This is a genomic window from Burkholderia sp. NLJ2 (genome assembly GCF_049487195.1).
Lineage (GTDB): Bacteria > Pseudomonadota > Gammaproteobacteria > Burkholderiales > Burkholderiaceae > Burkholderia > Burkholderia pyrrocinia.
Window position 1 is genome coordinate 3,138,050 of sequence record NZ_CP137810.1, and the last position, 25,282, is coordinate 3,163,331.

The following is a 25,282-nucleotide window of genomic DNA, read 5'->3' on the forward strand; positions in this document are numbered from 1 at the left end:
GAACCCGCCCCTACGCGGCATGACGCCGGTACAGCGCCAGCGAACCGGCGAGCGCGAGCAGCATCGCGCCGCACGTGCGTTCGAGCCACAGCGCGCCCGAGCGTTTCAGCAGCCGCACCGCGCGTGCGCCGAGCAGCGCGTAGCCGAACATCACCACGCCGTCGAGCAGCGCGAACGTGACCGCGAGCGCGACGTATTGCGGTGCGAGCGGCGCGGACGGATCGAGGAACTGCGGCAGGAACGCGGAGAAGAACAGATAGCCCTTCGGGTTCGTCACCGCGGTCAGGAAGCTTTTCGCGAAGATCGACGCGTTGCGCTCGGGCGCCGCGCTGGCGTGCGCGGCGGCGACGTCGAGCGACCCCTTCGACGTCAGCAGCCGGATGCCGACATACGCGAGGTACGCGGCGCCGAGCCACTTCACCACCGAGAACCAGAACGCCGACGCCATCAGCAGCGCGCCGAGGCCGAGCGCGACCGCGACGATCAGCACGAAGTCGGACAGCATCGCGCCCGCGAAGCCGTACGCGGAGCGGCGCACGCCGTAGCGCGAGCCGTTGGTCAGCGCGAGCAGCACGGTCGGGCCGGGCGTCGCGATGCCGACGAACGCGACGGCGGCGAAGATGAGCAGGGTCGTTTCATGCATGAAGGAACTCCCGAGGGAAGGCGCGCGTTCGATTATCGGGTGCGTGCGCCCGCGCTGTACAGGCATGTCAGCCGTGCGGCCAGTCCCGCTTTCGACTATCTCGATTTTGGCAAGAAACTGTTTTCATCATTGCGCTTTAGTCTGGGACCGGTTCCATCTACCATGGCGGCCGCAGCGGGCCTGCCCGCCGCGACGCCGCGCGCGCCCGTCGCATGCGCGCGTTCCCGCGTGCGGACGCCACGACCGCGCACGGCCGGCGGAGCTCGCCGCCGCACGCGCTACTCGCACAGAACAACGGGTTCACCGCCCGGAGACGCAACACCATGAACAAGCAACTGATCGCAGCACCGCTGCTGCTCACGCTCGCGGGCGGCGCCTTCGCGCAAAGCTCCGTCACGCTGTACGGCATCGTCGATGCGGGCGTGACCTATCGCAGCAACGAACGGGTCGGCTCGGCCGGCGCGTACACCGGGCATTCGAGCGTCGGGCTCACGACCGGCAACCTGTCCGGCAGCCGCTGGGGCATCAAGGGTTCCGAGGATCTCGGCGGCGGGATGCGCGCGCTGTTCGTCCTCGAGAACGGCTTCGACATCGCGAACGGCACATCGGGCCAGGGCGGCCGCCAGTTCGGCCGGCAGGCATTCGTCGGCATCGGCAGCGACCGCTACGGCTCGGTCACGCTCGGCCGCCAGTACACGTCGCTCGACGACTTCGTGAGCCCGGTCGGCCCGTCGTCGTTCATCGGCGGGTTCGGCGCGCACCCGGGCGACATCGACGATCTCGACCAGACCGCGCGCGTCGACAGCTCGATCAAGTACACGAGCGCGAACTACGCGGGCTTCACGTTCGGCGCGCTGTACGGCTTCGGCGGCCAGCCGGGCAGCATGAAGCAGCGCAACACGTGGAGCGTCGGCGCGGCGTACGCGGCGGGCCCGCTGCGGGTCGGTGTCGGCTACGAGCGCTCGGACAACAGCAAGACGGGCGTGACCGACCCGACAGCGGGCAAGTGGCAGAGCACCGACGACGGCCTGTTCAACTCGTCGATCAACGAAGGCTATGCGAGCGCGCAGTCGCAGCAGGTCATTGCGACGGGCGCGACGGTCGACTTCGGCCCGGCCGTCGTCGGCGTGAACTACAGCAACGTGCAGTACCGCGGCGGCGACCGTTCGCGGTTTGCCGGCCACGCGACATTCAACGTCGCGGGCGTGTTCACGCGCTGGAACGTGCGGCCGCAGACGCAACTGTTCGCGGGTTATAGCTACACGCGCGGCAGCGATGTCGATGGCGTCGACGACCGCGCGCAGTATCACAACGTGACGCTCGGCGCCGTCTACGACCTGTCGAAGCGCACCAGCGTGTACCTGCTCGGCGCGTACCAGCATGCATCGGGCATGACGCTCGATGCGCTCGGCCGGCCGGTGGCCGCGACCGCGTCGGTGTCCGACAAGGCGAACGGCCACTCGTCCGACTCGCGGTCGCAGGCGATCGTCAGCCTCGGGCTGCGCCAGAGGTTCTGACGCGCGGCAGTCGTTGCGGTCGCAACGTTATCCGCAGCCGGTGCGGGTGACGTTGCACGCGTGCTCCTATACTGTCGCCTCCGTTCTTCGAGAAGACGACATGACCCGAACGTATTCCGCGCGCTGCCTGTGCGGTGCCGTCACCGTTACGCTGCGCGGCGAGCCGGCGGCGCGCGCGTACTGCCATTGCGCGACCTGCCGCGATTTCTACGGCACGTCGATGCTGTCCGCGACCGCGTGGCCGCCGGAGCAGGTTGCGATCGACGGCGGCAGCGCGACGTTCCCGCATCCGTCGAAGTCGATGTCGCGCACATGGTGCGCGTCGTGCGGCGAGATCGTGTCCGGGACGAACCGGTTCGGCATGCGCGTCGTGCCGAACAGCCTGACCGCGCGTGCGCACGGCGGGCAACTGCCCGACCATCTGCAGCCGACGATGCACCTGTTCTACCGGCACCGCGTGATCGACGTCGTCGACGCGCTGCCGAAATACGTCGACGGCTGGGACGGCCCGACGCTCGACAACGCAAACTGAACGATCGCGACCGCGTGCCGGCACGGCCGGCGCGCGGTGTGTTCCGCCGCATCCTTCTTCCCCCATCCTTCCGCCCGCCGCGTTCGCGGCATGCCCGATACGCCGAATCGCGAAACGCCGATTGCGCCGGATAATATTTTTTCCCTTTCATTTTAATTTCGATTTGTAATCATCGAGCCTATTTCCGGGGAATGAAAATGCAATGCGGGCATATCAGAAAAAATGACGCATTTGCATTGGATGACCCGGAAGAAAATGCCGGGGAAAAGCGCCGAAACCACGCTGCCGGCAAGCCGTTGCGGTGCGGTGAGCGGGTTTGACCATCGTTGACGAAAAAAGACCCGGCGGCAAAAAAACATGGAGTGAATAATTCGGGATGACGGCGAATGCGTTTTTGCCTGAATCACCAATAATTCATGCGTCGCGATTTACAGTGTCGACCAACGATTGTCTGGGAGCATTATTCATGTCAATGAAACAAATTCGCGCGGCATTGCTGGGAATGTGCGTGGCCATGCTGGCGCCGGCGGGTCACGCGCAGGTGCAATACACGACGGACTGGCTCGCGAACACGTTCGGCACGCTGGCCGCGCACGTGGGCAACGGCGCGCGCTCGATGTGGGTCGCGCCCGAGGGCGTGATCTATACGGCGTCGCGCTGGGACGAGAACGCGGGTGGCGTCGCGATCTACCAGAACGGCCAGCCGCTCGGCACGATCGGCATCCACGACGAATTCCAGGGCGGCGCGATCACCGGCAACTCGACGTCGCTGTTCGTCGCGCTCGGCTACAACCGCACATTCGGCAGCGGCTCGGTGGGCCGCTACAACCGCGGCACGAACCTGCGCGACCTGCGCATCCCGGTCAGCACGTGGACGGGCATCCAGTACGCGGACGTGATCACGGGCCTCGCGACGGCCGGCAACCTGCTGTACGTGAGCGACTTCTACGGCAACCGCGTGCGCGTTTATACGACGGACGGCGTCTGGCAGCGCGACATCGGCGTATCGGGGCCGGGCGCGCTGGCGCTCGACGCCGCCGGCAACCTGTGGGTCGCACGCAAGAGCGCGGGCGTCGTCGCGCAGTTCAGCGCGACCGGCACGGCGATGAACACGATCCAGATGGCGGCCGGCGCGCGGCCGGCGTCGCTGTACTTCGATGCATCGATGGGCCAGCTGATGGTGGGCGACGAAGGGCCCGACATGAACATCAAGGTCTACAGCGGGCTCCTCGGCCTGCCGATGCAGGTCGGCACGTTCGGCGTGCAGGGCGGCTATCTCGACACGACGACGGGCATCAAGGGGCAGGTCGGCGACAAGCGCTTCACGCGCGTCGCCGCGCTCGGCAAGGACTCGGCCGGCAACCTGTACGTGCTGAACAACGCCTGGGGCGGCGGCTGGGATCTCGGCCGCAACGGCAGTACCGACCTGCATTCGTACAGCCCGACGGGCGCGCTGCAATGGAAGCTGCAGGCGCTGAACTTCGAGGGGATCGCCGCGCCCGATCCGGTGACGGACGGCGCGTTCTTCTACAGCGGCAACAACGTGTACACGGGTTCGGCGGGCGGCACGTTCGTCGCGAACACGGTCGACCCGTTCAGCTATCCGAAGGACCCGCGCCTCGACATGAAAGACTACCAGCGCGGCCAGCACTTCGGCCAGCTCGTGATGGTCGGCGGCAACCGGATTCTCGTCGCGTCGGGCCAGAACCCGGGCAACTTCAACTTCTATTACTTCAACACGGCGAGCGGCTATATCGCGATTCCGGCCGGCTCGCTCCCGGGCAAGCCGTTCAACACGACGCTCCAGGTGACGGCCGGTTTCGACATCGACGGCAACGGCGACGTGTGGGCCGGGCTGAACGGATCGAACGTGATTTCCCGCTTCCCGATGACGGGCTTCGACGCGACCGGCAAGCCGTCATGGGGCAAGCCGACGACGACGCCCGTGCCGAGCAGCGTGGCACCGGTCACGCGCATCATCTACCAGGCGGACAGCGACACGATGGTCCTCGCGCAGGGCCTCGCGGGCAACTGGGACTGGACCGCGATGAACGGGCACATCGAGGTCTATCACGGCTGGAAGAACGGCAACACGAGCGCGCCGAATCCGGTGATCAACCTGACGAGCGCGAATCCGAAATCGATCGCGGCGGCCGGCCACTACCTGTTCGTCGGCTACGTGCACACGGTGCCGAACATCGACGTGTTCGACCTGAACACCGGTGCGCTCGTCACCACGCTGACGAATTCGAACGCGTCGGCGATGGACGTCGGCAACGACGTCGACTCGATGTACGGCGTGCGTGCCTACCTGCGCTCGACCGGCGAGTACGTGATCACCAAGGACAACTACAACGGGACGAGCATCGTCGTGTATCGCTGGCGTCCGTGACCGCGCCGGCCGGGCCGGCCGGTGCGGCGTGGCGTCATGGCGTCATGGCGTCATGGCGCGCCGAGCACGCGGCCGTTCACGGTGAGCCCGTACATCGAGTCGGGCGAATCGTGGAACTTCGCGCGCGTGTCCTGCACGGAGCCCGTGAAGCGCGGGTCCTGCGGACGTTCGTGGCTGTCCATGAAGGTCGCGACGTCCCACGCTTCCTGATCGGTCAGCGTGCCGCCGAGCCCGAGCGGCATGTTGGCCTTGATGAAGCCGGCCGCATTGCGGATGTCGCCCATCCCCGCACCCCAGTTGAACGAGCGCGCGCCCCACAGCGCCGGGAAAGCCGGCTTGCCGCCGCTCGACTGGCCCTGGCCGTCCGCGCCGTGGCACAGCGCGCAGTGCTGCGTGTAGACGGCGGCGCCGCGCGCGTAGTCGGCCTTCTGCGCGGGCGGCGGCAGTTTCAGGAAGCCTTGCCCCGGCAGCTTCGTGCCGACCGGCGCGCCCTTCGCGAGCCAGTACGAATACGTTTCGAGCGCGACGAGGATCGGGTCGCCGGCCGGCGGCGCCTTGCCGTTCATGCTGTACTGGAAGCAGCCCTGCAGGCGTTCGGCGAACGTGTTCACGTGCCCGTTCTTGCTGCGGTAGGCCGGATACAGCAGGTAGGCGGCCCACATCGGGCTCGAATCGGGCCGGCGGCCCGCGTCGAGGTGGCAACTCGCGCAGGTCAGCTTGTTGCCGACGTACTTGCCCGCGAACTCGGGCGTGTGCAGGAAGATCTGCTCGCCGAGCTTCACGGTCTTGCCGAAGCCGTCGGCGGGCATCGCGGATTCGGCGGGCGGCGTGAACAGCTTGGCCGCCGTCGAGGTTGCAGCCGGCGTGGGCGCCGGTGCGGCCACGGGTGCGGAAGCGGCGGTAGGCGCGTTCTGCGGCGCCGCCGCGAACGCGAGCGCGGGCATCCAGGCCGCGCCGAGCAGCATGGCGCGTGCGCGGCGGATCAGCGTCGTGCGGTCGATCATCGCTTGTCTCCTTGTGCGGCGCCGCCGCGCGCATAGTAGGCGGCCACCGCGTCGATGTCGGCATCCGACAGCTTGCCGGCGACCATCGGCATCAGCGCCATCGGCCCGGGCGCGCGCGTGCCGTGTTTCCAGCCGTTCAGCTGGCCGGCGATATACGCGGCCGGCTGGCCCGCGAGCGGCGGAAATGCGGTGCCCACGCCGAGGCCGCCGGGGCCGTGGCATTGCGCGCACGCGGGCAGGCCCTGCGACCAGCGCCCGCGCGTCGCGAGCCACGCGCCGGTGTTCGCGGGATCGATCGACGTGGCGTCGGGAGTGAAGACGCCGGCCGGCGCGGGCAGGCTCGCGAAGTACGCGGATACCGCGTCGCGTTCGTGCGGCGTCAGCAGCGTCGAGAGCGGTTGCATGACGGGATTCTGGCGGCTGCCGTCCGCGAACGCGGCAAGCTGCGCGGACAGATACGCGGCGTTCGTGCCCGCGAGGCGCGGGAAGCCGGCCGCCGCATTCCCTTCGCCCTGGCTGCCGTGGCAGCCGATGCACGCGGCGACGCCCGCTGCCGAGCCCTGTGTCGCGAGCGTCTTGCCGAGCGTCGCGTCGTCCGCGTGCGCGTGGCCGGCCAGCAGCGCAGCCGCGGCAAGCAGCAGCGGTGCGATCCGGCGTCGCCGTGTGTCGACCGTATCGTTCACGTATCCCCTCCTTGTTGTATGTCGCGTGCGCGCCGCCACGCGGTCAGCCGGCGTCGGGCCGGTCATCCACCGGCGCGAGGTGCTGCACCGGCGTCGTTGCATCGTAGCGCCCGAAGCCGTAGCGCTGGAAAATCCGGAACGCTTCCGGCGACCGGATGAACGCGAGCCACGCGCGCGCGGCTTCCGGATGCGGCGCGTCCTTCACCATCGCGCCCGCATAAATCGCCGTCGTATTCTGCGCGGCCGGGATGTCGATGTGCATCAGCGGATGCCCGACCTGTTCCTGGAACGCCGCTTCGGATTGCCACAGCACGCCGGCGTCCGCGCGCCCCTGCATCAGGAACAGCGCGGTTTCCCGGTGGTGGATGTGCGTGAGCTCGGTCGTGCCGGCGCGCACCTTGTCGTCGTAGACGGTGCGCGCGAGCGCGTCGCCGCCGGCCTTCACGAGCGACGCGCGGATCTGCCGCGCGACGCCTTCGAATGCCGGGTTCGGCATCGCGAGCGTCACGTCGGGCCGCGCGAGATCGTTCAGCGATGCGATGCGCTTCGGATTGCCGGCGCGCACGATGATCGTCAACTGGTTCGTCACGTACGCCACGGCGGGGCCCGCGAGCGTGCCGTCCGCGATCAGCCCGTCGATCTTGCCGAGCCCCGCGAAATATGCATCGGGCCTGACCGTCCACGTCATGTTGCCGACCGTGATCGTGCCGCCCGCGTGGATCTGATTCACGAGCAGGCCGGGCGGGATCGTTTCCCAGTAGATGCGGCCGCGGTAGTCGGGATGGTCTTCCTCGAACTTTGCGACAAGCGGCGCCATCGCGAAGAAATAGTTGCCGCCGACGAACAGCACGAGCTTCGGCGCGGTGAGGTCGCCGTGGAAATCGGCGAGCACGTCGACCTGCGGCACCGTGAATTCGAGGCCGCGATGAATCGCGTCGTTGTTGCGGCCGTCCTGCCAGGGCGGAAAGAGGCTCGCGGCGGTGTCGGCGGGCGCGGCGAGCGACAGCGCCGACGCGCAGCACAGCCACGCGGCCAGCGCGGCGCGCAGCGTGCGCCGCCGGCGGCGCGACGGCGTTTGCGGGTGGATCGAGGTCATCGCGGGCCTCATTTCGCGTATGTGAAACCGGCCTGCTGCAATTCGGGCAGCGTGCCGACCGCGCCCGGCGTGACGATCGCCGACGGGATCACGTGGTTGGTCAGGTCGGCCGCGAGCGCGTCGAGCGGCAGCTTGTCGGGATTCGCGTTCGCGCCGTCGAGCCGTTCCGCGAGCTCCCAGATCGCGTTGTGGCACGACAGGAACACGACGCCGCGCTGTTGCAGCGCGGCGATGCTGTTGTCGTGCGACGAGAATGCGCCGTCGGGCAACGCGTGATCCTGCGCGCCTTTCGATTGCGCGGGCTTCGCGTCGAGCAGCGTGTTGGCCGGGAATGCGGCGCCGGCCAGTTTCGCGAGGCCGTATTTGTCCCACGCGGTCTGGTCGAACAGCGCGAGATGCGCGCTGCCGTGCGTGGCCGACACGACGAGGAAATCCGGATGACCGTACGACCAGATCTGCGCGTTCAGCGAATTGCGCATCAGGTTCAGCCACGGGCCGCCGAGCTCCGTGTTGTCCCACACCTGCTTCGGGCCGCCGCGATAGCCGATTACTTCGGCGAGCGCCGCGTGATCCCACTGGTCGGGGTGGTCGACGATCATCGGCACCGTCTTGAAGTCGCGCCGTCTCGGCACGGCCGCGAGGCGGCGCGTGAGGTCGGCGAGGCGCGCGGCGCCGCCGGGCAGCAGCGCGCCGGTTTCGGGCGCCGCCGCGTGAGCGTGGCGCGCGGCGGCGAGCAGTGCGGTGCCGGCCGCGAGGCCGAGTGTCTTGAGCGCGCCTCGGCGCGCGTGCCCGTCGGACATGGCATATCTCCCAGGATCGTTGTTGTGGGGCGTGTCGCGTCGCCGTGCGGCGGCGCAGCGTTGCATCGCGTAGCCAGTCTAGAGGCGCGCGATCGATCCCGGAAATCGCGATATCGGATGGGAGATATTTGGGGGTCTGATGATTCGGCGGGAGGGCACCGGCTGACGCGATATCGTGCGCGGGGTACGGCTTGCGCCGCGGGCCCGCGTGCGTCGATTGCCTCCAGCGGGCGTGTCCTGCGCATTTGCGCATGGCCTCCGGTTCGGCGAACACTCAGCCGCGGTCGACCGAAAAGCGTCCCGGGCCTGCTGCACAGAGCGCGAGAAGCCCCCCCATGATCGACAGGTTCTTGTAGAAATGAATCATGTTGTTCATCTGCTCGGAGCCATCCGTCAACCAGAATGGGTGACCGATGATCGCGGCGACGAGCGTATAGAGTGCGAGCAGCAACGCGACGGGTCGGGTATGGAATCCGATCAGAATCGCGATCGCAACGACGACGTCCATTGCGATCAGGATCGCCGCTGCCAGCATTGGCATGGGTGCGCCGATGCGGGTCATGTAGGCGATTGCTCCGCCGAAGTCCATCAACTTTGGAATCCCGATTTTCAAATAAAGTGCAACGATCAGCACACGGGCGATCAACAGCAGGGGATCCTGAAATGTGTTTGGCAGTTGTGGGCGGGTTGTCATGGCTCAAGAAGGCGAAAGCGACCGGCACACACTCGCGAGCGTGCAGGTCGCAGATGTTTTACGTTGCGTTGTGACGCGCACCGTCGTCGTTCGGCGCTGAGCCGAACCGGACTTCGAGAATGGTCAGCGTGGTCAGAAGGGCGACGAGGGCGGCTCCTGCGGTCAGTTGGAATCCGGTGTGCAGGACGTCGCTGAAGACACTGCGCAACGCGTCAATGACGTGCTGGCCAGCGAACGGTGCGCCGGCCATCGATTCGATGATCGCGGACTGCTTCTTTGGGTCGATGAGCAGTTGGGGGTCTCCCAGCAGGCTGTTCAGGTGCCGGTCGACAGTCGTCACGCCCAGGGTGTTCAGTGCTTGAAGCGCACCGACCTTGTAGTGGGCCGATACCCAGGCACCGAGCGTGGATAGCCCCACCATCCCGCCGATCATCCGTGTGGACTGGATGAGCGATGTCGCGATACCGACGCGTGTTTTTCCCGCGATCTCCTGCGTGAAGATGTTGACGTTGTTGAGGATAAGCCCCAGGCCGACGCCCGCCCCGAACAACGAAACGATCAGAAGCGCATGCGTGTTCGTCAACGCGACGAGCGACAAGCCATAGCAGGCGAGCACGAGCATCGAGAAGCCGGTGAGCACGATGATCGCAGGGCGCTCGACGCGCGTGACGATTGCCGTGTTGAGCAGACTGCCGACGGCGATCGACGCGGCGAGCGGCGTCGATAGTCTGCCTGCCGCCGTAGCGGACAGTCCGAAGCCGCTCTGGAGCAGCAATGGCGCATAGAAGATCGTCGAAAACATCACCGCGCCGGTCAGAAACGAAATCCCGAGCAACGTCAGGATGCGTCGATTGTGCAGCAGGTCGAGGGGTACCAGCGGTGCTGCTGCGCGCCGTTCACAACGCACGAACCATGCGACCAGCACAGGCAGGCTGGCGATTGCGATGCAGCGCAGTTGTGTCGACGCTTCGCGAAGCTCGCTGCTGAACGCGAACAACATGCATCCCAGCAACAAGGAGAGCACCAGCGCTCCGGCGATGTCGATACGGATTCGCGTTCCCGACGACGGGGCGAGGCGCGGGAGATAGCGTTGTGTGAAGTAGAGTGCCGCGAACCCGACCGGCAAGTTGATCACGAATGTCGAGCGCCAGCCGTATTGATCGGTCAGCCATCCACCTAGGGACGGCCCCGCGGCGGTACCGATGCCGTATGCCGCAGCGAGTACGACCTGCCATCGGGCGCGTTCCAGCGGCGCGGGAAACAGATCCGGTATGGAGGCGAACGCGGTCCCCGTCATCATCCCGGCACCGATGCCCTGAAGCGCTCGTGCGGCGACGAGCGTAGCCATGTTCGGGGCGGATGCACACAGGACGGAGGCCGCGGTAAACGTCGCGATTGCGCCGATGACGAATGGTTTGCGCCCGTAGTAGTCACCCAGTCGACCGAAAATCGGTACGGTAATCAACGACGTCAACAGATACGCGGTCGCTATCCACGTGTACCACTCGAAGCCGCCCAATGTTGCGACGATCTGTGGCAGCGCCGTGCTGACGGTGGTTTGATCGAGCGCGACGAGCATATTGACGATCCCGATACCTGTCATGGCGGCCAGCGACTGACCGAACGGGCGTGGCGATGCGGATGGCGTGGGTACGGCGGCGAGGGATGGCAGTTCTGCCGGAACAAGGGGCGACGCGCCGCCGGTAGCCGGCGCTTTGGCTGGGGATTGCATGGTGCTTTGATTCGGATCGGTCGCGGTCCGGGATAGCGGGTTGACGCGATGGAGATCGGGGAGGGAGATACAGCCCGATGGAAGCGAGGGAGGATGCAAGGAAGCCGAGCCGTCTCCGGAACCGGCGTTCCTTCACGCATCCGGATGCGTTACTGGACCTTCCTGGTGATGAGCAATTCCTTGCGCTCGACGAGATCCGGAACCAGCGCGCGGTAGGTGGCGATGTGTGGCGTATTCAGGTGCCCGTCGAGCGTTTCCTGACTCTCCCAGATCTCGTGGAAGACGAAGATGCGGGGATTCCGCAGGTCGCGACTGAGTTCGTAGCGGATCATGCCCGGGTCGCTTCGGGTTGGCGCGACGAGGCTGCTTAGCAGCGCTTCGAGCGCGGCTTCCTTTCCGGCCTTCGCTACGTTGATGGAGATAACGACGATTTCAGACATGCTCTATGCTCTTTGAGTCAGTTTTGTTCCAGGGTGCGCAGGGGTTGCCCCTTGGCGCCGGCAAAGAACACGACCATCTCGGCCGGTTCGTCGGTCGTATAGCCGTGGTGAATTGTTCCGACGGTGTCCGCGATGACCTGTCCCGCGGTAAACGTCGTCCGGGATTCACCGTTCTTTTTCTCGACAGTGAGCCTGCCGCTCAACAGAAAGACAGCGTTGACCACACCGTGGCTATGCCACGGAAGCGTCGTGTGAGCAGGGATTCGCACGTGCTGCACGTCGATGAGCGGCGTACCTTCCGGATAATGCGTGTAGTAGGCGCCATCCCATGATTGCGATGTGTGCGCGAGCGGCATGACCGTCACCCCTTCCTCGGACGCTTGCGCGCCGGAAGCGAGTGACAGCGCACTGATTGCAGCCGCCAGAAAACGGATGGGCCACTTCGTCTGGTTCATTCTTTTCAACGTCCCGTATCGTTCAGGTTCTTTCAACATCAATCGATGCACTCGGGGGTGTCGATTGCTGCGGCAGGCGAAGTGGCAAATGCGTCGACCTGCTCGTTCTTCGTTTGTGCTGCCGTCGAGGATTCGGCGTAGTAACGGTTTGGCGAAGGGAAGACACCCACGGCCACTTCAATGACGAAGGGCCCGTCGCATGCCAATGCGTCGCCGACGGCCTGTTCGAGCCCGGCCAGGCAATCGACCCGGCGTGCCGGCACTCCCACCGATTGGGCGAACCGTGTCCAGTCGTGGCGAGGCAACTTGCTGAACTGCTCTGCGACGGTTCGCTTGGTGATGGCGTCGATGTGAATCGCACCGTGAGCGGAGTTGTTCAGGACGATAAAGATCACCTTGATCCCGTAACGGGCCGCGGTTTGAATCTCCATTCCGTGCATCAGCATGCAGCCGTCCCCGGTGACCACGAGGCAGGGGCGATGCGGTGCGGCGAGCTTGACACCAATCCCGGCTGCGACTGCCCAACCCATCGGGGCAAGTGCGCTCGACGAGAAGTAGTTTCCGAGGCCTGACGAGAGCCAGTAGTGCGCCATGAAGATTCGATGCGCACCTGAATCGACGACAACGTTGGTGTCGTCTGGCACGAGGTCGCAGAGCCGTCGGACGACGTCACCCGGATAGAGTGAAAGTGAATCGGATGAGCTTCCGATCGACGTAGGTTCGAAGCGATGATCGTAAAGCGGAGCGCGCCTGACACGCTCGAGCCACGCATCACGGTGGGCGAATGCCGCCTGGAATTCCTGCGCTGATCCCGCCGGCATATGCGCGAGCATTCGAATGGTCGCAGTAATGCCGGAGAAAATGCTTCGGCTCGGAACGTGGCCGGTTGCCGGCGCATCGAAGCTGTCGTCGAAAATGACGAGCTCCTTGCCGGCGCTCAGCTTGTCGCTCCAATTCAGGCTGTCGCGTTGATTGAGATCGCAACCAAGAACGACGAGTGCATCGAGATCGTTTGAGTTGATCAGTTGTACCGCTCGCGTGTGCCCGGAAAATCCATAAACACCCAACGCAAGGGGGTGCCGCTCGGGAAAGGCGCCTTTGCCGGACAGAGTTGTCGCAACCGGAATATTGAATCGTTCGGCAACCTTGAGCAGGACCTGGGCAGTCTCCGGATCGTTTCCGCGACCACCGACGAGAAATGCAACCTTCTTTTCCTGAAAGAGATATTGCTTGCAAAGTGCCTGCACCGCGACCGGGTTGGCCGGGACATGGTTCATGTCCACGATGCTTTGGGCGTAGGGGCGTTGCATTCGATCGTGCGGGACCGGCACCGGTTGCTGTTGAACGTCGAGCGGGATGCTGATGAACGAACGGGCACGTCGCATCCAGTTCAGACCGTCGGTAGCCCGACGCATTTCCGCCAGAAGGTTGTGCTTGTTTTTCAGTTCGACAATGTCGTCGACGAGATTTTGCACCACGCTGCTTTCGGCGATTCCTCCCAGCGTGCCATCCTGGAACGCACCTTTTCCCTCGGCGTTGGACGATATGCCGCCGGCAAGATAGAGAACCGGGATCCGATCGGCGAGGGCGGCGGCCATGCCGGGAACGAGATTCATCGTACCGGGCCCGGAGATGGCGAGACACACACCGAACTTGCGACTGGCTCGTGCGTAGCCATCGGCCATGAAGGCACTGCCGGTCTCGTGCGCGGCGACGATGCCACGAATTTCTGGCGTCTTGTCCATCGCGTCAAGCAACGGATAAACCATCTTTCCGGGGACCAGAAAAATGTGGTCGATGTGCAGCGACCGGAGGAGATTCATAACGCTTCCCGAAACGTCGCATCGGGCCGGAATGTGAGTTGCCTTTTCCATCTTTTTATGCTTGTTCTTTCGATCTGAAACGATCTATGCGAGTCGAATACGCCGGCTGTATTTTTAAAACCCTCAATATGGCGAGGGAAATCACGGTTGCCGGAATGCCGCGATATACCGTTTGATACGGGGGCCTGATTATCTCTGTTGGAGAGCATGGGCTCAACTTGTATAATTGCATCCAAAGAATGCAAAAGTGCTTTACCGAGAGAGAACGTTATTCATGAATTGGGACGATGCACGCGTCTTTTTGGCAGTTCATCGCGCCGGGACGCTGCGCGAGGCTGCAGTTTTTCTCGATGTCGATCAGGCAACCGTGGGGCGGCGGCTGACGGCACTTGAGAAGGCGCTGGGTGCGAAGCTGTTTCTCAAGACGTCGTCCGGCTATGTCGTGACGCAGATCGGCGAGCATTCGCTGCAGGCCGCAGAGGAAATGGAGCGAGCGGCATGCGAGTTCGAGCGCCGCGCGCATGGCTCGGACGACCGGCTCGAAGGCGAGGTTCGGGTGACGACAACCGATTCCCTGGCGATGGATTTTGTCGTTCCCGCAATACGGGCGTTACGGCGGAAATATCCCGGGATACACGTGGTCCTGACGACTTCCGTACAGGTGCTCAACCTGACGCGACGTGATGCGGATCTCGCGATTCGAACCGTGATGCCGGAAAATCCCGATCTCGTCCGCCGGAAGCTGGCCGAATGGGAGGTCGGGCTGTTCGCGAGTCGCGAGTATCTGGATGCGCGTGGTGCCCCCGCCATCGGTTCCGCTTTCGAAGGTCATGATCTGGTGGTCTACCAACCCTCCATCACGTCCAACCAGGGGCTCTCGCTATGCGGCGAGTCGATGGAACAAGGGCGCGTCGTCGCGCAAGTGAGTTCGAGCCTGATGCTGGCGACATCGATCCGGTCGGGCATCGGAATAGGCGAGCTCCCGGTATATATGGCGCAGGCGGACGATTCGCTCGTGCGCATCTGGCCCGACAGGACTCGAACCGCGCCGTACCAGGTCTGGCTCGTGTCGCATACGGACCTGAACCGGACGGCGCGCGTTCGGGCGGTCACCGACGAGATCGCTGCTTCGTTCGACCGCTATCGATAACGGCCGGAATCTCGTCGGTGCAAGGCCGGGTGTTTAACGTGGCAGGGTCTTGCGCATCGAGAGCGTGCGCCGCGCGGCATACCAGCGGGGGACGATCGCGACCGCGGCGACGATCGCGAAGAACGGAATTGCCGTCGCCAGCACGTGGCTTCCGGTACCGAGCAGGCCGCTGGACACGGTGGCTGCGAGCGACGCGCTGCCGATCTGGAAGAAGCCGACCAGTCCGGACGCCGTGGCGGCGCGCCCATGTTCGCTCGCGATGGCGCCCGAGACGGCGAGCGACAGCGACGATCCGTTTGACAGGCTGACGAGAAACATCGGCACGACGATTGCGATGATGCCTTTGAATTGCCACGACTCGCACAACGCGAACGCAACGCCGCCGGCGACGAAGCAGCACACCCCGGCCACGACGATCGAGTCGTAGGACATCCGGTCGAGCATACGGCGCGAGATCATGTTCGCGGAAATGATGCCGGCGGTCAGCGGCAGATAAAGCCAGCCGCTTTGCTGTTCCGAAAGACCGAGGCCGGAAAAGATGAAGGGCGATTGCGTCAGGTAGACGAACCACGCGCAATAGATTGCGCAGACGACGAGCGTATACCGGATGAACACGCGATCTCCGAGCACGTCGGAAAAACCGGCCAGCGGAACTGCGCGATGTTGGCCCGGCGCGACGGGCGGCCGCGTTTCTTTCAGAAGCAGCTGGACCAGCGCGAGCGCGACTGCGCCAAACCCGGCGACGAAAATGAAATCGCTCCGCCACCCGAACCAGGCGGCCAGATATCCGCCGATCGCCGGGGCGATTGCCGGAGACAGCGAGACGAGCGGATACACGATGCTGTAGACCTTTGCGGATTCCTTTTTATCGCAGGTGTCGGCGATGATTGCGCGGCCGATCACGAGGCCGGAAGCCGCGCCGAGGGCCTCGAGTACGCGCCATCCGAGAAAGCTCGCGAAGCCGCCGGCACTTGCGCAGCCGATCGAGCCAAGAATGTACAGAAGGATCCCGACCGTCAGCACGGGTTTGCGCCCCCATCGATCGGAGAGGGGGCCGTAGAACAGCTGGGCACACGCGAGCGCGATCAGGTAGGCCGATACCGTCTGCGGCATCTGCCATGCACCGATTGAAAATTCATGGGCCATCGATGGCATGGCGGGCAGGTAGACGTCGGACGCGATCAGGCCGAAGGCGCTCAACATTGAGACGACAAGTATCAGTGAGAAGTTGGACATATTCGCTGGGTTGTTGTGGCGAAACGCGTAAGCGGATGAAGATGGCGACGCGCATTGGGCGGCCTTGAGAAACGGCGAGGGGATCATACGGCGTACGATGCGGTTCACGATCAGACGGAATTGCATCGCTGGGATGCATTTTCGCGGTCGTCGGAGTTGTTGCCGGGGACGCATGCGAATGACGGCGTCAGGTGTCGTGCGGGCCGGCTGTCAACAGGATTCCGGCGCTATATCGAGCGATTTTCCGGCGCATCGTGTATGTGCCTGCTGTGACCGATCATGAAGCGGCCGTGATGCTGCGCAGAGGGGGAACCGAGCCGCCGCATGGAGCGAGCGGCACATCGAGGCGGGGTTTGCGCGCGGGCCGTGGCTTGCGGGCTGGCCCACGCGCGTCAGGACGTTAGAACGACACCGTCGTCAGCGCGTCGGGAACTTGCCGGTCGCCGTTTCGCAGGCCGCGAACGCTTCGACGGTCACGTAGCCGCGCGGCGTCAGTGCGCCGCGCGTTCGTGCAGGACTTCCGCCGGCCGGCTGTTGCGCACGAATACGGCTGCCAGCACGGCGCCTGCCAGCGCGATCGCGCCGGCCAGCACGAACGCGGTCGCGAACGAGCCGCTGCGTTCGACGATGAAGCCGGTCACGGCCGGCCCGATCACGCCCGACAGGCTGCCCATGCAGTGCAGGAAGCCGCTCACGCCGCCGACGCGCGTCGGGTGCACGACATCCTGCACGATCGCCCAGTAGATCGCGCCGGTGGCGTACAGGAAGAACAGCGACACGGACATCAGCGCGACCGCGCCTTGCGTCGACTGCACGGTGCCCGCGATCGCGACGCATGCGCCCGCGCCGAGCAGGCACGTGACGAGCACGATCCGGCGCGACAGCAGCAGGTTGCCGGTGAGCCGGTAGAGCGCATCCGAGATGGCGCCGCCGCACGCGAGGCCGACCGTGCCGACGAGCCAGGGCACGACGGTGGCGATGCTCATCTCCTTGATGTTGAGGTGATGCGCGCGCACGAGATAGCTCGGGAACCAGCTCAGGAAGAAGAACAGCACGTAGTTGTAGCTGAAGAACGCGGCCGCCGTGGCGAGGATGCGCGGCTGGCGCACGTAGTGCGACAGCGTACGCGCGGGCGCCGATGCGTCGTCGCTGCCCGCGCGGGCGGCGGCAGGCACGTCCGGCGCCTCGTTCACCGGCGCAGCCGGACGATCCGACGTCGACACCATCCACAGCACGACCCACGCGAGCCCGATCGCGCAGACGATCCAGAACGCCGGCCGCCAGCCGAACTGCGCGGCCAGCAGGCCGACGATCGGCCCCGCGATCGCGCCGCCGAGCGGCGAGCCCGCGCTGAGCAGGCCCATCGCGGTTGCGGCGGCGTCGCGCGGCAGCCAGTTGTTGACCATCTTGTTCGCGGCCGAGCACAGCGGGCCTTCGGCCATGCCGAACAGCAGCCGCACGATCAACAGGCTCACGAAGCCGACGGTCAGCGCGGTCATCCCGCAGAAGATCGACCAGAGCCCGACCGACAGCACATACACGAGCTTCGGCCCGAGCCGGTCGGACGCGAGGCCGCCGATGAAATTGAACAGCGCATAACCGACGAAGAACGTGCTGAAGACGAGGCCCATCTGCGCGGCGTCGATACCGAGATCGGTCTGCACGATCGGCGCGACGATCGACAGCGCGACGCGGTCGAGATAGTTGATGCCGTACACGAGAAACAGCAGGAATACCGTGAACCACGCCTGCGACTTTTGCTTCATCTTCGTCTCCTTCGTGCCGGTGGGCCGGCCGTCATGTCATGTCTTGTCTGTCGTTCGCCGCGCCGACGCGCGTCGGCGGAATGGCGTCATGCGGTTCGCGCGTGGCAGCGCAAACCGGTCGTGCGGTCGGTCAGCGCGTGTGCAGCGGCGCGAGCAGCGCATCGGTGCCGTGCGCACGCAGCGTCGACAGATGCGCGCCGATGCGCGCGACCAGCGCGTCGGGCCACGCGGCCGGGCCGGCGAGCGCGGCACTGGCGAGCGCCGCCCGCACCGCGCCGTTCGCGTCGCCGGCCGCGCCGAGCGTCCCGGCGAGCGCGGCCGCGCCCGGGTCGCTGATCGTCAGCGGCCGGCCGCAAGCGTCGCGCGCGGCGGTCAGGTAGTACAGCCAGAGCGCAAGCGCACGCTCCAGATACGGGCGCTCGACGCCCGCCGCCGCGCTGTCGGCGAGCGCGGGCAGCCAGCGCAGCGGCACCTTCTGCGTGCCGTCCATCGCGATCTGTTCGGTGCGGTGCGCAAGCGTCGGATTCCGGAAGCGCCGCACGAGCGTCGCGCAATAGTCGTGCGCGTCGAAGCCGGGCGGCACGTCGACGGTCGCGAGCAGGTCGTGCGTCATCACGCCGTCGACGAACGCCGCGATCGCCGGATCGGCCATGGCGTCCGACACGGTCGCGCGGCCGCGCAGTTGTCCCGCATACGCGATCGCCGAATGCGAGCCGTTCAGCAGCCGCAGCTTCATCGTTTCGTACGGCCGCACGTCGGCGACGAGGCGCGCGCCGGCGTCTTCCCAGCGCGGGCGCGGGCCGGCGAAGCGATCCTCGATCACCCATTGCGAGAACGGTTCGCAGACGATCGCGGCCGCGTCGCGTGCGCCGAGATGGGTTTGCGCCCAGTCGAGCGACGCGGGCGTCGCGGCCGGCACGATCCGGTCGACCATGCTGTTCGGGAAGGCGACGTCGTCGCGGATGCGTCGTGCAAGCGCGCCGTCGTCGATGCGTTCCGCGTAGTCGAGCAGCAGCGCGCGCAGCGTGTCGCCGTTCGACGTCATGTTGTCGCAGCAGACGACGGTGAGCGGCGCGCTGGCCGGCCGCTGCCGGAGGCCGGCGGCGATCACGCCGAGTGCGGTACGCGGCGTGTCGGGCGCGGCGAGGTCCGCGCGGAGGGCGGGATCGTCGGTGTCGAGGCCGCCGCCGGGACGGCGGCAATAGCCTTTCTCGGTCACGGTCAGGCTGACGATCGACACGCCCGGATCGGCGATCAGCACGAGCAGCGCGGGCAGCGATTCCGGTGCGAACAGCGCGCCGTGCACGGCGCCGACGATCCGGGTGCGCGCGCCGTCGCCGTCGCGTTCGGTCACCGTGTACAGGTGGTCCTGTGCGGCGAGCAGGTCGACGGTATGGCGCCGCCGCAGCTCGACGCCGACGATTCCCCAGCGCAGGTCGCCCTGCTCGAGCACGGTCTCGGTATGGATCGCCTGATGCGCGCGGTGGAACGCGCCGAGGCCGAGATGGACGATGCCCGTGCGGACCGCGTGCCGGTCATAGCGGGGGCGGCGCGTGCCGGGCGGCGCGGTGCGCAGGAAATCGGGGGCAGGTGGCATGTCGGTCGGTGACGGCTTGTACCATGGTAGATAAACGAGTAAGTGAAGGTTATTGCGAGTTTTTGCTGGGAGTTATTGGTGTAAACGCCAGTTCGATCAATTTCGTTGGGTTGTGTACCATGGTAGATATCGATATCAAGTCGGAAGCATCGGCAAACATGAACGAAACCGCAGCATTTGAGGAAGGCGTCGTCGTCACGGCGTTGCAGGCGTTCTCGCTGGACGAGAGCCGGTCCTATACGGAGCAGGTACACGCGCTGCTGCGCAACGCGATCGTGCGGGGCGCGCTGCCGCCGCACACCGCGTTATCCGAAGCCGTGATCTCGACGACGATCAAGGTCAGCCGCACGCCCGTGCGCGAAGCGTTCGCGCAACTGGCCGACGAGCGGCTCGTGCAGATCCACCGGAAGGTCGGCACGTTCGTCGCGCCGATCTCGGTCTCGCTTCTCGAGGAAGGGCGGTTCGCGCGCAGCACGCTCGAATGCGCGAACCACGTCGAACTCGCGCAGAAGATTGCGCCCGCCCAACTGACCGAGCTCGCGCGGCTCATCGACGCGCAGCGCGACGCGGTCGATGTTGGCGATGTCGATGTGTTTTTCGCGCTCGACGAGAAGATGCACGCCCGCATGTTCGAGTTCGCCGGACGGCCGCACGTGTGGGAAATGCTGCAGCCAATCAAGCGTCAGTACGATCGCGTGCGCTGGCTGCTGCTCGACGACGTCGAGGGTCACGCTCGTCTCGCGTTGCAGGAACACGAGCAGATCCTCACGCATATCGCGTCGCGCAACATGGCGCTGCTCGGCGCATCGGTTGCGTCGCACGTCGACCGGATCGGCTCGCATCTGCCGGACGTGCGCAGCCGCGCCCCCCAATACTTTGTCGACTGAATCGCCCGCTGGAGGAGCGCAGTGAAAATCGAACGCTTGCAGACCATCGTCACGTGTCCGGGCCGGAACTTCGTGACGGTGAAGATCGTGACCGACGAAGGCGTCTACGGTCTCGGCGACGCGACGCTCAACGGGCGCGAGCTCGCCGTGCGCGCGTACCTGGAAGATCACGTGTTCCCGTGTCTCGTCGGCCGCGACCCGCGCAACATCGAGGACATCTGGCAATACCTGTATCGCGGCGCGTACTGGCGGCGCGGGCCCGTGACGATGACGGCGATCGCCGCGATCGACATGGCGTTGTGGGACATCAAGGGCAAGCTCGCGGGCATGCCGGTCTACCAGCTGCTCGGCGGCAAGAGCCGCGACGGGCTGATGGTGTACGGCCACGCGAACGGGCGCGATCACGAGGAAGCGGTCGACGCGGTGCGCGCGCACATCGAGGCAGGCTTTCGTGCGATCCGCGTGCAGTCGGGCGTGCCGGGGCTCGACAAGGTGTACGGCGTCGGCAAGACCGCGGGTGCGTACGAACCCGCCGAAAAGGGCTTGCCGCCCGAGGAGCCGTGGGATACCGCGCTCTACCTGAGCCATACGCCGGACCTGTTCCGCAAGGTGCGCGACGCGGTCGGCGATGCGCCGCACCTGCTGCACGACGCGCATCACCGGCTCACGCCGATCGAGGCCGCGCGGCTCGGCCGCGATCTCGAACCGCATCGCCTCTTCTGGCTGGAAGACGCGACGCCCGCCGAGAACCAGGACGCATTCCGCCTGATCCGCCAGCACACGACGACGCCGCTCGCGGTCGGCGAAGTGTTCAACTCGATCTGGGATTGCAAGGACCTGATCCGCGATCAGCTGATCGACTACATCCGCGCGACGATCGTGCACGCGGGCGGGATCACGCACGTGCGGCGCATCGCCGACTACGCGGCGATGTACCAGGTGCGCACGGGCTTTCATGGCGCGACCGACCTGTCGCCGGTCTGCATGGCGGCGGCGGTCAACTTCGGGTTGTGGGCGCCGAACTTCGGCATCCAGGAACTGATGCCGCACAGCCCGCTGACCGACGAAGTGTTTCCGCACAGCTACCGCTTCGAGGACGGTTATCTCATGATGGACGACGTGCCGGGCCTCGGCGTCGACATCGACGAGACGCTGGCCGCGAAGTACCCGTACGAGCGCGCGTACCTGCCGGTCGCCCGGTTGCGCGACGGGTCGATGTGGAATTGGTGAGCGGCGAAGAACCGAAGGAGAGAACCGAAATGTTGAGCGTCGTTGTCGATCGTCCGAACAGCATGAGCGTGCGCGAAGTGCCGCTGCCCGTACCCGCCGCCGGCGAAGTGCGCGTGAAGGTGCGTTACGCGGGCATCTGCGGGTCGGACCTGCACATCTTTCACGGCAAGAACCCGTTCGTATCGTATCCGCGCATCATCGGCCACGAGTTCGTCGGGACGATCGAGTCGGTCGGCGAGGGCGTCGACGCGGCGCGGCTCGGCGAGACCGTCGCGGTCGATCCCGTGATCAGTTGCGGGCATTGCCATGCGTGCACGATCGGCCGGCGCAACGTGTGCCGGCACCTGACCGTGCTCGGCGTGCATCGCGACGGCGGGTTCAGCCAGTACACGTGCGTGCCGGCCGGCAATGCCTACCGGATTCCGGCGGAGATCGCCGACACCTGCGCGGCGATCGTCGAGCCGTTCGCGGTCGCCGCGAACGCGACGTCGCGCACCGGCGTGCTGCCGGGCGACGTCGCGCTGATCTATGGCGCGGGCACGGTCGGGCTGACGATCCTGCAGGTGCTCAAGCGCGTGTACGGCATCCGCGCGTTCATCACCGACCGGCTCGACGCGCGCCTGCAGCTCGCGCGCCAGTGCGGCGCGGCGGAGGACGAGATCATCAACACGGGCATCGAGCCGCTTCCAGAAGCGCTGGAGAGGCGCGGTGTCGATGGCGGCCCGACGCTGATCTTCGATGCGGTCTGTCATCCGTCGATTCTGGAAGAGGCCGTGCGGCTCGCGGCGCCGGCGGGCCGGATCGGCGTGCTCGGCTTCTCGTCGGAGCCGTCGGCGATCGTGCAGGCCGAGCTGACGAAGAAGGAACTCACGCTCGCCGCGTCGCGGCTGAATTGCGCGATGTTCCCGCAGGTGATCGACTGGATCGGCCGCGGGTTGATCCAGCCCGAGCATATCGTCACGCACAAGGTCGGTTTCCGCGACGTCGCGCAGGCGTTCGAGATGGCCGAGCAGCGGCCTGCCGAGAGTTGCAAGATCCTGCTCGATTTCGCCGGCGATTGATGATCGATACCGGTTCGCGCCGCGAGCCGGGGCGGCGGCTTCCGGTTCCGGATCGAACCGCACCACAAGAACTTCAGGAGACAGGCAAGATGATCCGAATTCCGTTCGAGGAGTTGCAGGGCGCCATTTATCTCGCGCTCCTGAATGCAGGCATGAACGAGCACGACGCGGGCGTCTGCGCACGGGTTCATGCGGAGGCGACCTGCGACGGCGTCAATTCCCACGGCATCAATCGCGTCGCGCGCTTCGTCGACTACGTCCGCAAGGGCTGGGTGAATCTGCAAGGCGCTCCCACGCCGGTCAAGCGCTTCGGCGCGATCGAGATCCTGGACGGCAACCGCGGCCCCGGCATTCTCAATGCGTTGTCCGCGACCGAGCGCGCGATGGAAATCGCGGCCGAGCAGGGCGTCGGCATCGTCGCGCTGCGCAACACGACGCACTGGATGCGCGGCGGCACGTATGGCTGGCACGCGGCGGAGCGCGGCTACCTCGCGATCTGCTGGACGAATACCGAATCCTGCATGCCGGGCTGGGGCGCCAAAAAACCGCGCGTCGGCAACAACCCGTTCGTGATGGCGGTGCCGCGGGACAAGGGCCCTATCGTGCTCGACATGGCCATGTCGCAGTATTCGTACGGAAAACTGCAGGCGACCCGCCTCAAGGGGAAACACATGCCGTTTCCCGCCGGTTTCGACAGCGAAGGGAAGCTGACCACTGAGCCCGGCCCGATCGAGGCGTCGATGCGGATCCTGCCGATGGGTTACTGGAAGGGCTCGGGATTCGCGATCATGCTCGACGTGCTGGCCGCCGTGCTGTCGGAGGGGCTGGCGACGAACGGGATCGATGCCGTGCAGCAGGGAAGCTGCACGGGCTGCTCGCAGGTGTTCATCCTGATCGACCCGCGCAAGCTGGGCGGCGAAGCGTTCACGAACGAGGTCGCCGACGGCGTGGCCGATTACGTGACGACGTCGGAAGTCGCGGAAGACAGCGACGAGGTGCTGTATCCGGGGCAAAGCGCGCTGCGGACCCGCATCGAACAGCGGCGGCACGGCGTTGCCGTCGACGACGGAATCTGGGCCGACGTGCTCGCGCTCGCAGAGCGGTGAGGTCACCGCATCCGTGACGCGGCGCCGGCAGGCAACCCGGCTCGCACACGCGCATGCGAAACATACCGGCGTACGGATCGATTCCATCGCCGTCGAGGTTCTTGTTTTCATCGGGAGAACTGACCATGAAGGCAGACGTCACGCTTGCACTCGGCGCAAGCACCGAAGCACTGCACGAAGACGCGTTGTACCGGAAGGTGATACTGAGGATCGTCCCGCTGTTTTTCCTCGGGTTCATCATGTCCTATCTGGACCGCGTGAACATCGGCTTTGCCAAGCTGCAGATGGCGGCCGATTTCGGGCTGACGAACGCGTCCTTCGCACTCGGCGCGAGCGTGTTCTTCTGGGGCTACATGCTGTTCGAGATTCCGAGCAACCTGATCCTCCGGCGGGTCGGCGCACGCGCATGGATTGCGCGGATCATGATCACGTGGGGGATCGTGTCGACCCTGATGATCTTCTCGAGGAACGCGGCCGCGTTCTATTCGCTGCGCTTCCTGCTGGGCGTATGCGAGGCCGGGTTCGTTCCGGGCGTGATGTATTACACGAACACGTGGCTGCCCGCCCGGCGCCAGAGCGGCATGTATTCGCTGTTCCTGATGGCGTTGCCGATTGCGGTCGTGTTCGGCGCACCGCTGTCCGGCGCGATCATGGAGACGATGGACGGCGTGGCGGGCATCAGGGGATGGCAGTGGCTGTTCCTGCTCGAAGGGCTGCCGTCCGCGGTGCTGGGCGTCGTCATCCTGGCGCTGCTGCGGAACCGGCCGGCCGACGTCGATTGGCTGACGCCGCGCGAGAAGCAGATCATCGAGGCGAATGTCGCGAAGGAGGCGGCGTTCAAGTCGCATCGCGTCGCGGATGCGTTTCGGACACCGAAGATCTATGCGTTGATCGTCGTGATGATCCTCTTCAACACCGCTTTCTATGGGCTGACGTTCTGGATGCCGACGCTGTTTCATGACGCCGGCGTCGCGAACAGCCTGGATGTCGGGCTGTTCACGGCCATCCCGTTCGGCGTCGCGGCGATCTGCATGTACGTGAATGCGAAGTTCGCGGAGCGGTCCGGGCGGCTGCGCAGGCACGGCGTGGTGCCGGTCGCGCTGGCCGCCATCGGCCTGTTCGTCGCGACGGTGGCGCACGACAGCTTCTGGCTCGCGCTGATCATGCTGACCGTCGCGACGTCGGGCATCCTGTCGCTGATGCCGATCTACTGGACGCTGCCGGGACGCGTGCTGTCCGGTGCGGCCGCGGCGGCCGGCCTCGCGCTGATCAACGCGTGCGGGAGCCTGTCGGGGATCCTCGGCGCGATGATCATCGGCTATGCGGGCATCCGGACCGGCATGGCGATCCTTGCCGGCTTCCTGCTGCTGTGCAGCGTCGTGTTCTACCGGGTCTGTCCGCCGACGGCCGAATAACGTCGAGCCGGGCCCGACTTCCG

General features: G+C 65.9%; 22 protein-coding genes. 9 read left to right on the forward strand and 13 right to left on the reverse strand.

The genetic code is table 11. The features are described 5' to 3' along the window. Positions 1–10: 10 nt before the first annotated feature. Positions 11–643 (reverse strand): LysE family translocator, encoded by a 633-nt coding sequence (locus R9B84_RS36600; protein ID WP_423762198.1) that lies wholly within the window; start codon positions 641–643, stop codon positions 11–13. A gap of 323 nt (positions 644–966) precedes the next feature. Between R9B84_RS36600 and R9B84_RS36605 the strand changes: the two genes are divergently transcribed. The 3 genes from R9B84_RS36605 to R9B84_RS36615 all read left to right on the forward strand — a co-directional run bounded on the left by R9B84_RS36605 (position 967) and on the right by R9B84_RS36615 (position 5,084). Further along, a complete protein-coding gene (locus R9B84_RS36605) occupies positions 967–2,160 on the forward strand; it encodes a porin (protein WP_423762199.1) in 1,194 nt (397 codons plus the stop codon). 100 nt (positions 2,161–2,260) lie between these two features. Beyond that, the gene (locus R9B84_RS36610) at positions 2,261–2,692 is read left to right on the forward strand and encodes a GFA family protein (protein WP_423762200.1); all 432 of its coding nucleotides are present in this window, start codon (positions 2,261–2,263) and stop codon (positions 2,690–2,692) included. A gap of 466 nt (positions 2,693–3,158) precedes the next feature. Further along, a complete protein-coding gene (locus R9B84_RS36615) occupies positions 3,159–5,084 on the forward strand; it encodes an SMP-30/gluconolaconase/LRE-like region family protein (RefSeq protein ID WP_423762201.1) in 1,926 nt (641 codons plus the stop codon). A gap of 50 nt (positions 5,085–5,134) precedes the next feature. Here R9B84_RS36615 and R9B84_RS36620 read toward each other — a convergent pair whose 3' ends face one another. From R9B84_RS36620 to R9B84_RS36660, 9 genes are all read right to left on the reverse strand, one after another. Continuing rightward, positions 5,135–6,088, reverse strand: a complete 954-nt coding sequence (locus R9B84_RS36620) for a c-type cytochrome (protein WP_423762202.1) — start codon at positions 6,086–6,088, stop codon at positions 5,135–5,137. Beyond that, positions 6,085–6,771, reverse strand: coding sequence for a c-type cytochrome (locus tag R9B84_RS36625; protein ID WP_423762203.1), 687 nt, complete (start codon positions 6,769–6,771; stop codon positions 6,085–6,087). Before R9B84_RS36625 ends, R9B84_RS36620 begins: the two co-directional genes overlap by 4 nt. Positions 6,772–6,814: 43 nt before the next feature. Further along, positions 6,815–7,867 carry a molybdate ABC transporter substrate-binding protein gene (locus tag R9B84_RS36630; protein WP_423762204.1) on the reverse strand — a complete coding sequence of 351 codons (1,053 nt, stop codon included), beginning with the start codon at positions 7,865–7,867 and terminating at the stop codon, positions 6,815–6,817. A gap of 8 nt (positions 7,868–7,875) precedes the next feature. Next, complete coding sequence (locus R9B84_RS36635) at positions 7,876–8,667, reverse strand: transcriptional initiation protein Tat (protein ID WP_423762205.1); 792 nt, start codon at positions 8,665–8,667, stop codon at positions 7,876–7,878. A gap of 274 nt (positions 8,668–8,941) precedes the next feature. Next, positions 8,942–9,361 (reverse strand): DoxX family protein, encoded by a 420-nt coding sequence (locus R9B84_RS36640; RefSeq protein ID WP_423762206.1) that lies wholly within the window; start codon positions 9,359–9,361, stop codon positions 8,942–8,944. 58 nt (positions 9,362–9,419) lie between these two features. Further along, entirely contained in the window at positions 9,420–11,093 is a 1,674-nt protein-coding gene (locus R9B84_RS36645; protein WP_423762207.1) for an MFS transporter, read from the reverse strand. Between the two features lie 149 nt (positions 11,094–11,242). After that, entirely contained in the window at positions 11,243–11,533 is a 291-nt protein-coding gene (locus R9B84_RS36650) for a putative quinol monooxygenase (RefSeq protein ID WP_423762208.1), read from the reverse strand. Positions 11,534–11,550: 17 nt separating this feature from the next. Beyond that, entirely contained in the window at positions 11,551–11,988 is a 438-nt protein-coding gene (locus tag R9B84_RS36655) for a cupin domain-containing protein (RefSeq protein WP_423762209.1), read from the reverse strand. A gap of 38 nt (positions 11,989–12,026) precedes the next feature. Then, positions 12,027–13,862, reverse strand: coding sequence for a thiamine pyrophosphate-binding protein (locus tag R9B84_RS36660; RefSeq protein ID WP_423762210.1), 1,836 nt, complete (start codon positions 13,860–13,862; stop codon positions 12,027–12,029). Positions 13,863–14,085: 223 nt separating this feature from the next. On the opposite strand from R9B84_RS36660, the gene R9B84_RS36665 reads away from it, so the two are divergent. Then, on the forward strand, positions 14,086–14,961 hold the full coding sequence (locus tag R9B84_RS36665; protein WP_423762211.1) for a LysR family transcriptional regulator: 876 nt from the start codon (positions 14,086–14,088) through the stop codon (positions 14,959–14,961). 33 nt (positions 14,962–14,994) lie between these two features. Here R9B84_RS36665 and R9B84_RS36670 read toward each other — a convergent pair whose 3' ends face one another. The 3 genes from R9B84_RS36670 to R9B84_RS36680 all read right to left on the reverse strand — a co-directional run bounded on the left by R9B84_RS36670 (position 14,995) and on the right by R9B84_RS36680 (position 19,560). Then, a complete protein-coding gene (locus tag R9B84_RS36670) occupies positions 14,995–16,323 on the reverse strand; it encodes a multidrug effflux MFS transporter (protein ID WP_423762212.1) in 1,329 nt (442 codons plus the stop codon). A 365-nt stretch (positions 16,324–16,688) separates the two neighbouring features. After that, positions 16,689–17,963 carry an MFS transporter gene (locus R9B84_RS36675; protein WP_423762213.1) on the reverse strand — a complete coding sequence of 425 codons (1,275 nt, stop codon included), beginning with the start codon at positions 17,961–17,963 and terminating at the stop codon, positions 16,689–16,691. Between the two features lie 130 nt (positions 17,964–18,093). Beyond that, positions 18,094–19,560 carry a mannitol dehydrogenase family protein gene (locus R9B84_RS36680; protein WP_423762214.1) on the reverse strand — a complete coding sequence of 489 codons (1,467 nt, stop codon included), beginning with the start codon at positions 19,558–19,560 and terminating at the stop codon, positions 18,094–18,096. A 158-nt stretch (positions 19,561–19,718) separates the two neighbouring features. Between R9B84_RS36680 and R9B84_RS36685 the strand changes: the two genes are divergently transcribed. The 5 genes from R9B84_RS36685 (at position 19,719) to R9B84_RS36705 (ending at position 25,259) form a co-directional block, all read left to right on the forward strand. Next, positions 19,719–20,447: a GntR family transcriptional regulator gene (locus R9B84_RS36685; RefSeq protein WP_047903749.1), complete on the forward strand. Its 729-nt coding sequence runs from the start codon at positions 19,719–19,721 to the stop codon at positions 20,445–20,447. 21 nt (positions 20,448–20,468) lie between these two features. Continuing rightward, positions 20,469–21,677 (forward strand): D-mannonate dehydratase ManD, encoded by a 1,209-nt coding sequence (gene manD, locus R9B84_RS36690; protein WP_423762215.1) that lies wholly within the window; start codon positions 20,469–20,471, stop codon positions 21,675–21,677. Between the two features lie 29 nt (positions 21,678–21,706). Next, the gene (locus R9B84_RS36695; protein ID WP_423762216.1) at positions 21,707–22,738 is read left to right on the forward strand and encodes a Zn-dependent oxidoreductase; all 1,032 of its coding nucleotides are present in this window, start codon (positions 21,707–21,709) and stop codon (positions 22,736–22,738) included. Between the two features lie 89 nt (positions 22,739–22,827). Beyond that, positions 22,828–23,844, forward strand: coding sequence for a 3-dehydro-L-gulonate 2-dehydrogenase (yiaK, locus tag R9B84_RS36700; protein WP_423762217.1), 1,017 nt, complete (start codon positions 22,828–22,830; stop codon positions 23,842–23,844). A gap of 125 nt (positions 23,845–23,969) precedes the next feature. Continuing rightward, positions 23,970–25,259 carry an MFS transporter gene (locus tag R9B84_RS36705; protein ID WP_423762218.1) on the forward strand — a complete coding sequence of 430 codons (1,290 nt, stop codon included), beginning with the start codon at positions 23,970–23,972 and terminating at the stop codon, positions 25,257–25,259. The last annotated feature ends 23 nt before the right edge of the window (positions 25,260–25,282 follow it).

Bases quoted from the DNA above. Each gene is read 5' to 3' on its own strand.
- R9B84_RS36600 (WP_423762198.1), bottom strand. From the start codon at position 643: ATGCATGAAACGACCCTGCTCATCTTCGCCGCCGTCGCGTTCGTCGGC.
- R9B84_RS36605 (WP_423762199.1), top strand. From the start codon at position 967: ATGAACAAGCAACTGATCGCAGCACCGCTGCTGCTCACGCTCGCGGGC.
- R9B84_RS36610 (WP_423762200.1), top strand. From the start codon at position 2,261: ATGACCCGAACGTATTCCGCGCGCTGCCTGTGCGGTGCCGTCACCGTT.
- R9B84_RS36615 (WP_423762201.1), top strand. From the start codon at position 3,159: ATGTCAATGAAACAAATTCGCGCGGCATTGCTGGGAATGTGCGTGGCC.
- R9B84_RS36620 (WP_423762202.1), bottom strand. From the start codon at position 6,088: ATGATCGACCGCACGACGCTGATCCGCCGCGCACGCGCCATGCTGCTC.
- R9B84_RS36630 (WP_423762204.1), bottom strand. From the start codon at position 7,867: ATGACCTCGATCCACCCGCAAACGCCGTCGCGCCGCCGGCGGCGCACG.
- R9B84_RS36635 (WP_423762205.1), bottom strand. From the start codon at position 8,667: ATGTCCGACGGGCACGCGCGCCGAGGCGCGCTCAAGACACTCGGCCTC.
- R9B84_RS36640 (WP_423762206.1), bottom strand. From the start codon at position 9,361: ATGACAACCCGCCCACAACTGCCAAACACATTTCAGGATCCCCTGCTG.
- R9B84_RS36645 (WP_423762207.1), bottom strand. From the start codon at position 11,093: ATGCAATCCCCAGCCAAAGCGCCGGCTACCGGCGGCGCGTCGCCCCTT.
- R9B84_RS36650 (WP_423762208.1), bottom strand. From the start codon at position 11,533: ATGTCTGAAATCGTCGTTATCTCCATCAACGTAGCGAAGGCCGGAAAG.
- R9B84_RS36655 (WP_423762209.1), bottom strand. From the start codon at position 11,988: ATGAACCAGACGAAGTGGCCCATCCGTTTTCTGGCGGCTGCAATCAGT.
- R9B84_RS36660 (WP_423762210.1), bottom strand. From the start codon at position 13,862: ATGGAAAAGGCAACTCACATTCCGGCCCGATGCGACGTTTCGGGAAGC.
- R9B84_RS36665 (WP_423762211.1), top strand. From the start codon at position 14,086: ATGAATTGGGACGATGCACGCGTCTTTTTGGCAGTTCATCGCGCCGGG.
- R9B84_RS36670 (WP_423762212.1), bottom strand. From the start codon at position 16,323: ATGCAATTCCGTCTGATCGTGAACCGCATCGTACGCCGTATGATCCCC.
- R9B84_RS36675 (WP_423762213.1), bottom strand. From the start codon at position 17,963: ATGAAGCAAAAGTCGCAGGCGTGGTTCACGGTATTCCTGCTGTTTCTC.
- R9B84_RS36680 (WP_423762214.1), bottom strand. From the start codon at position 19,560: ATGCCACCTGCCCCCGATTTCCTGCGCACCGCGCCGCCCGGCACGCGC.
- R9B84_RS36685 (WP_047903749.1), top strand. From the start codon at position 19,719: ATGAACGAAACCGCAGCATTTGAGGAAGGCGTCGTCGTCACGGCGTTG.
- R9B84_RS36695 (WP_423762216.1), top strand. From the start codon at position 21,707: ATGTTGAGCGTCGTTGTCGATCGTCCGAACAGCATGAGCGTGCGCGAA.
- yiaK (WP_423762217.1), top strand. From the start codon at position 22,828: ATGATCCGAATTCCGTTCGAGGAGTTGCAGGGCGCCATTTATCTCGCG.
- R9B84_RS36705 (WP_423762218.1), top strand. From the start codon at position 23,970: ATGAAGGCAGACGTCACGCTTGCACTCGGCGCAAGCACCGAAGCACTG.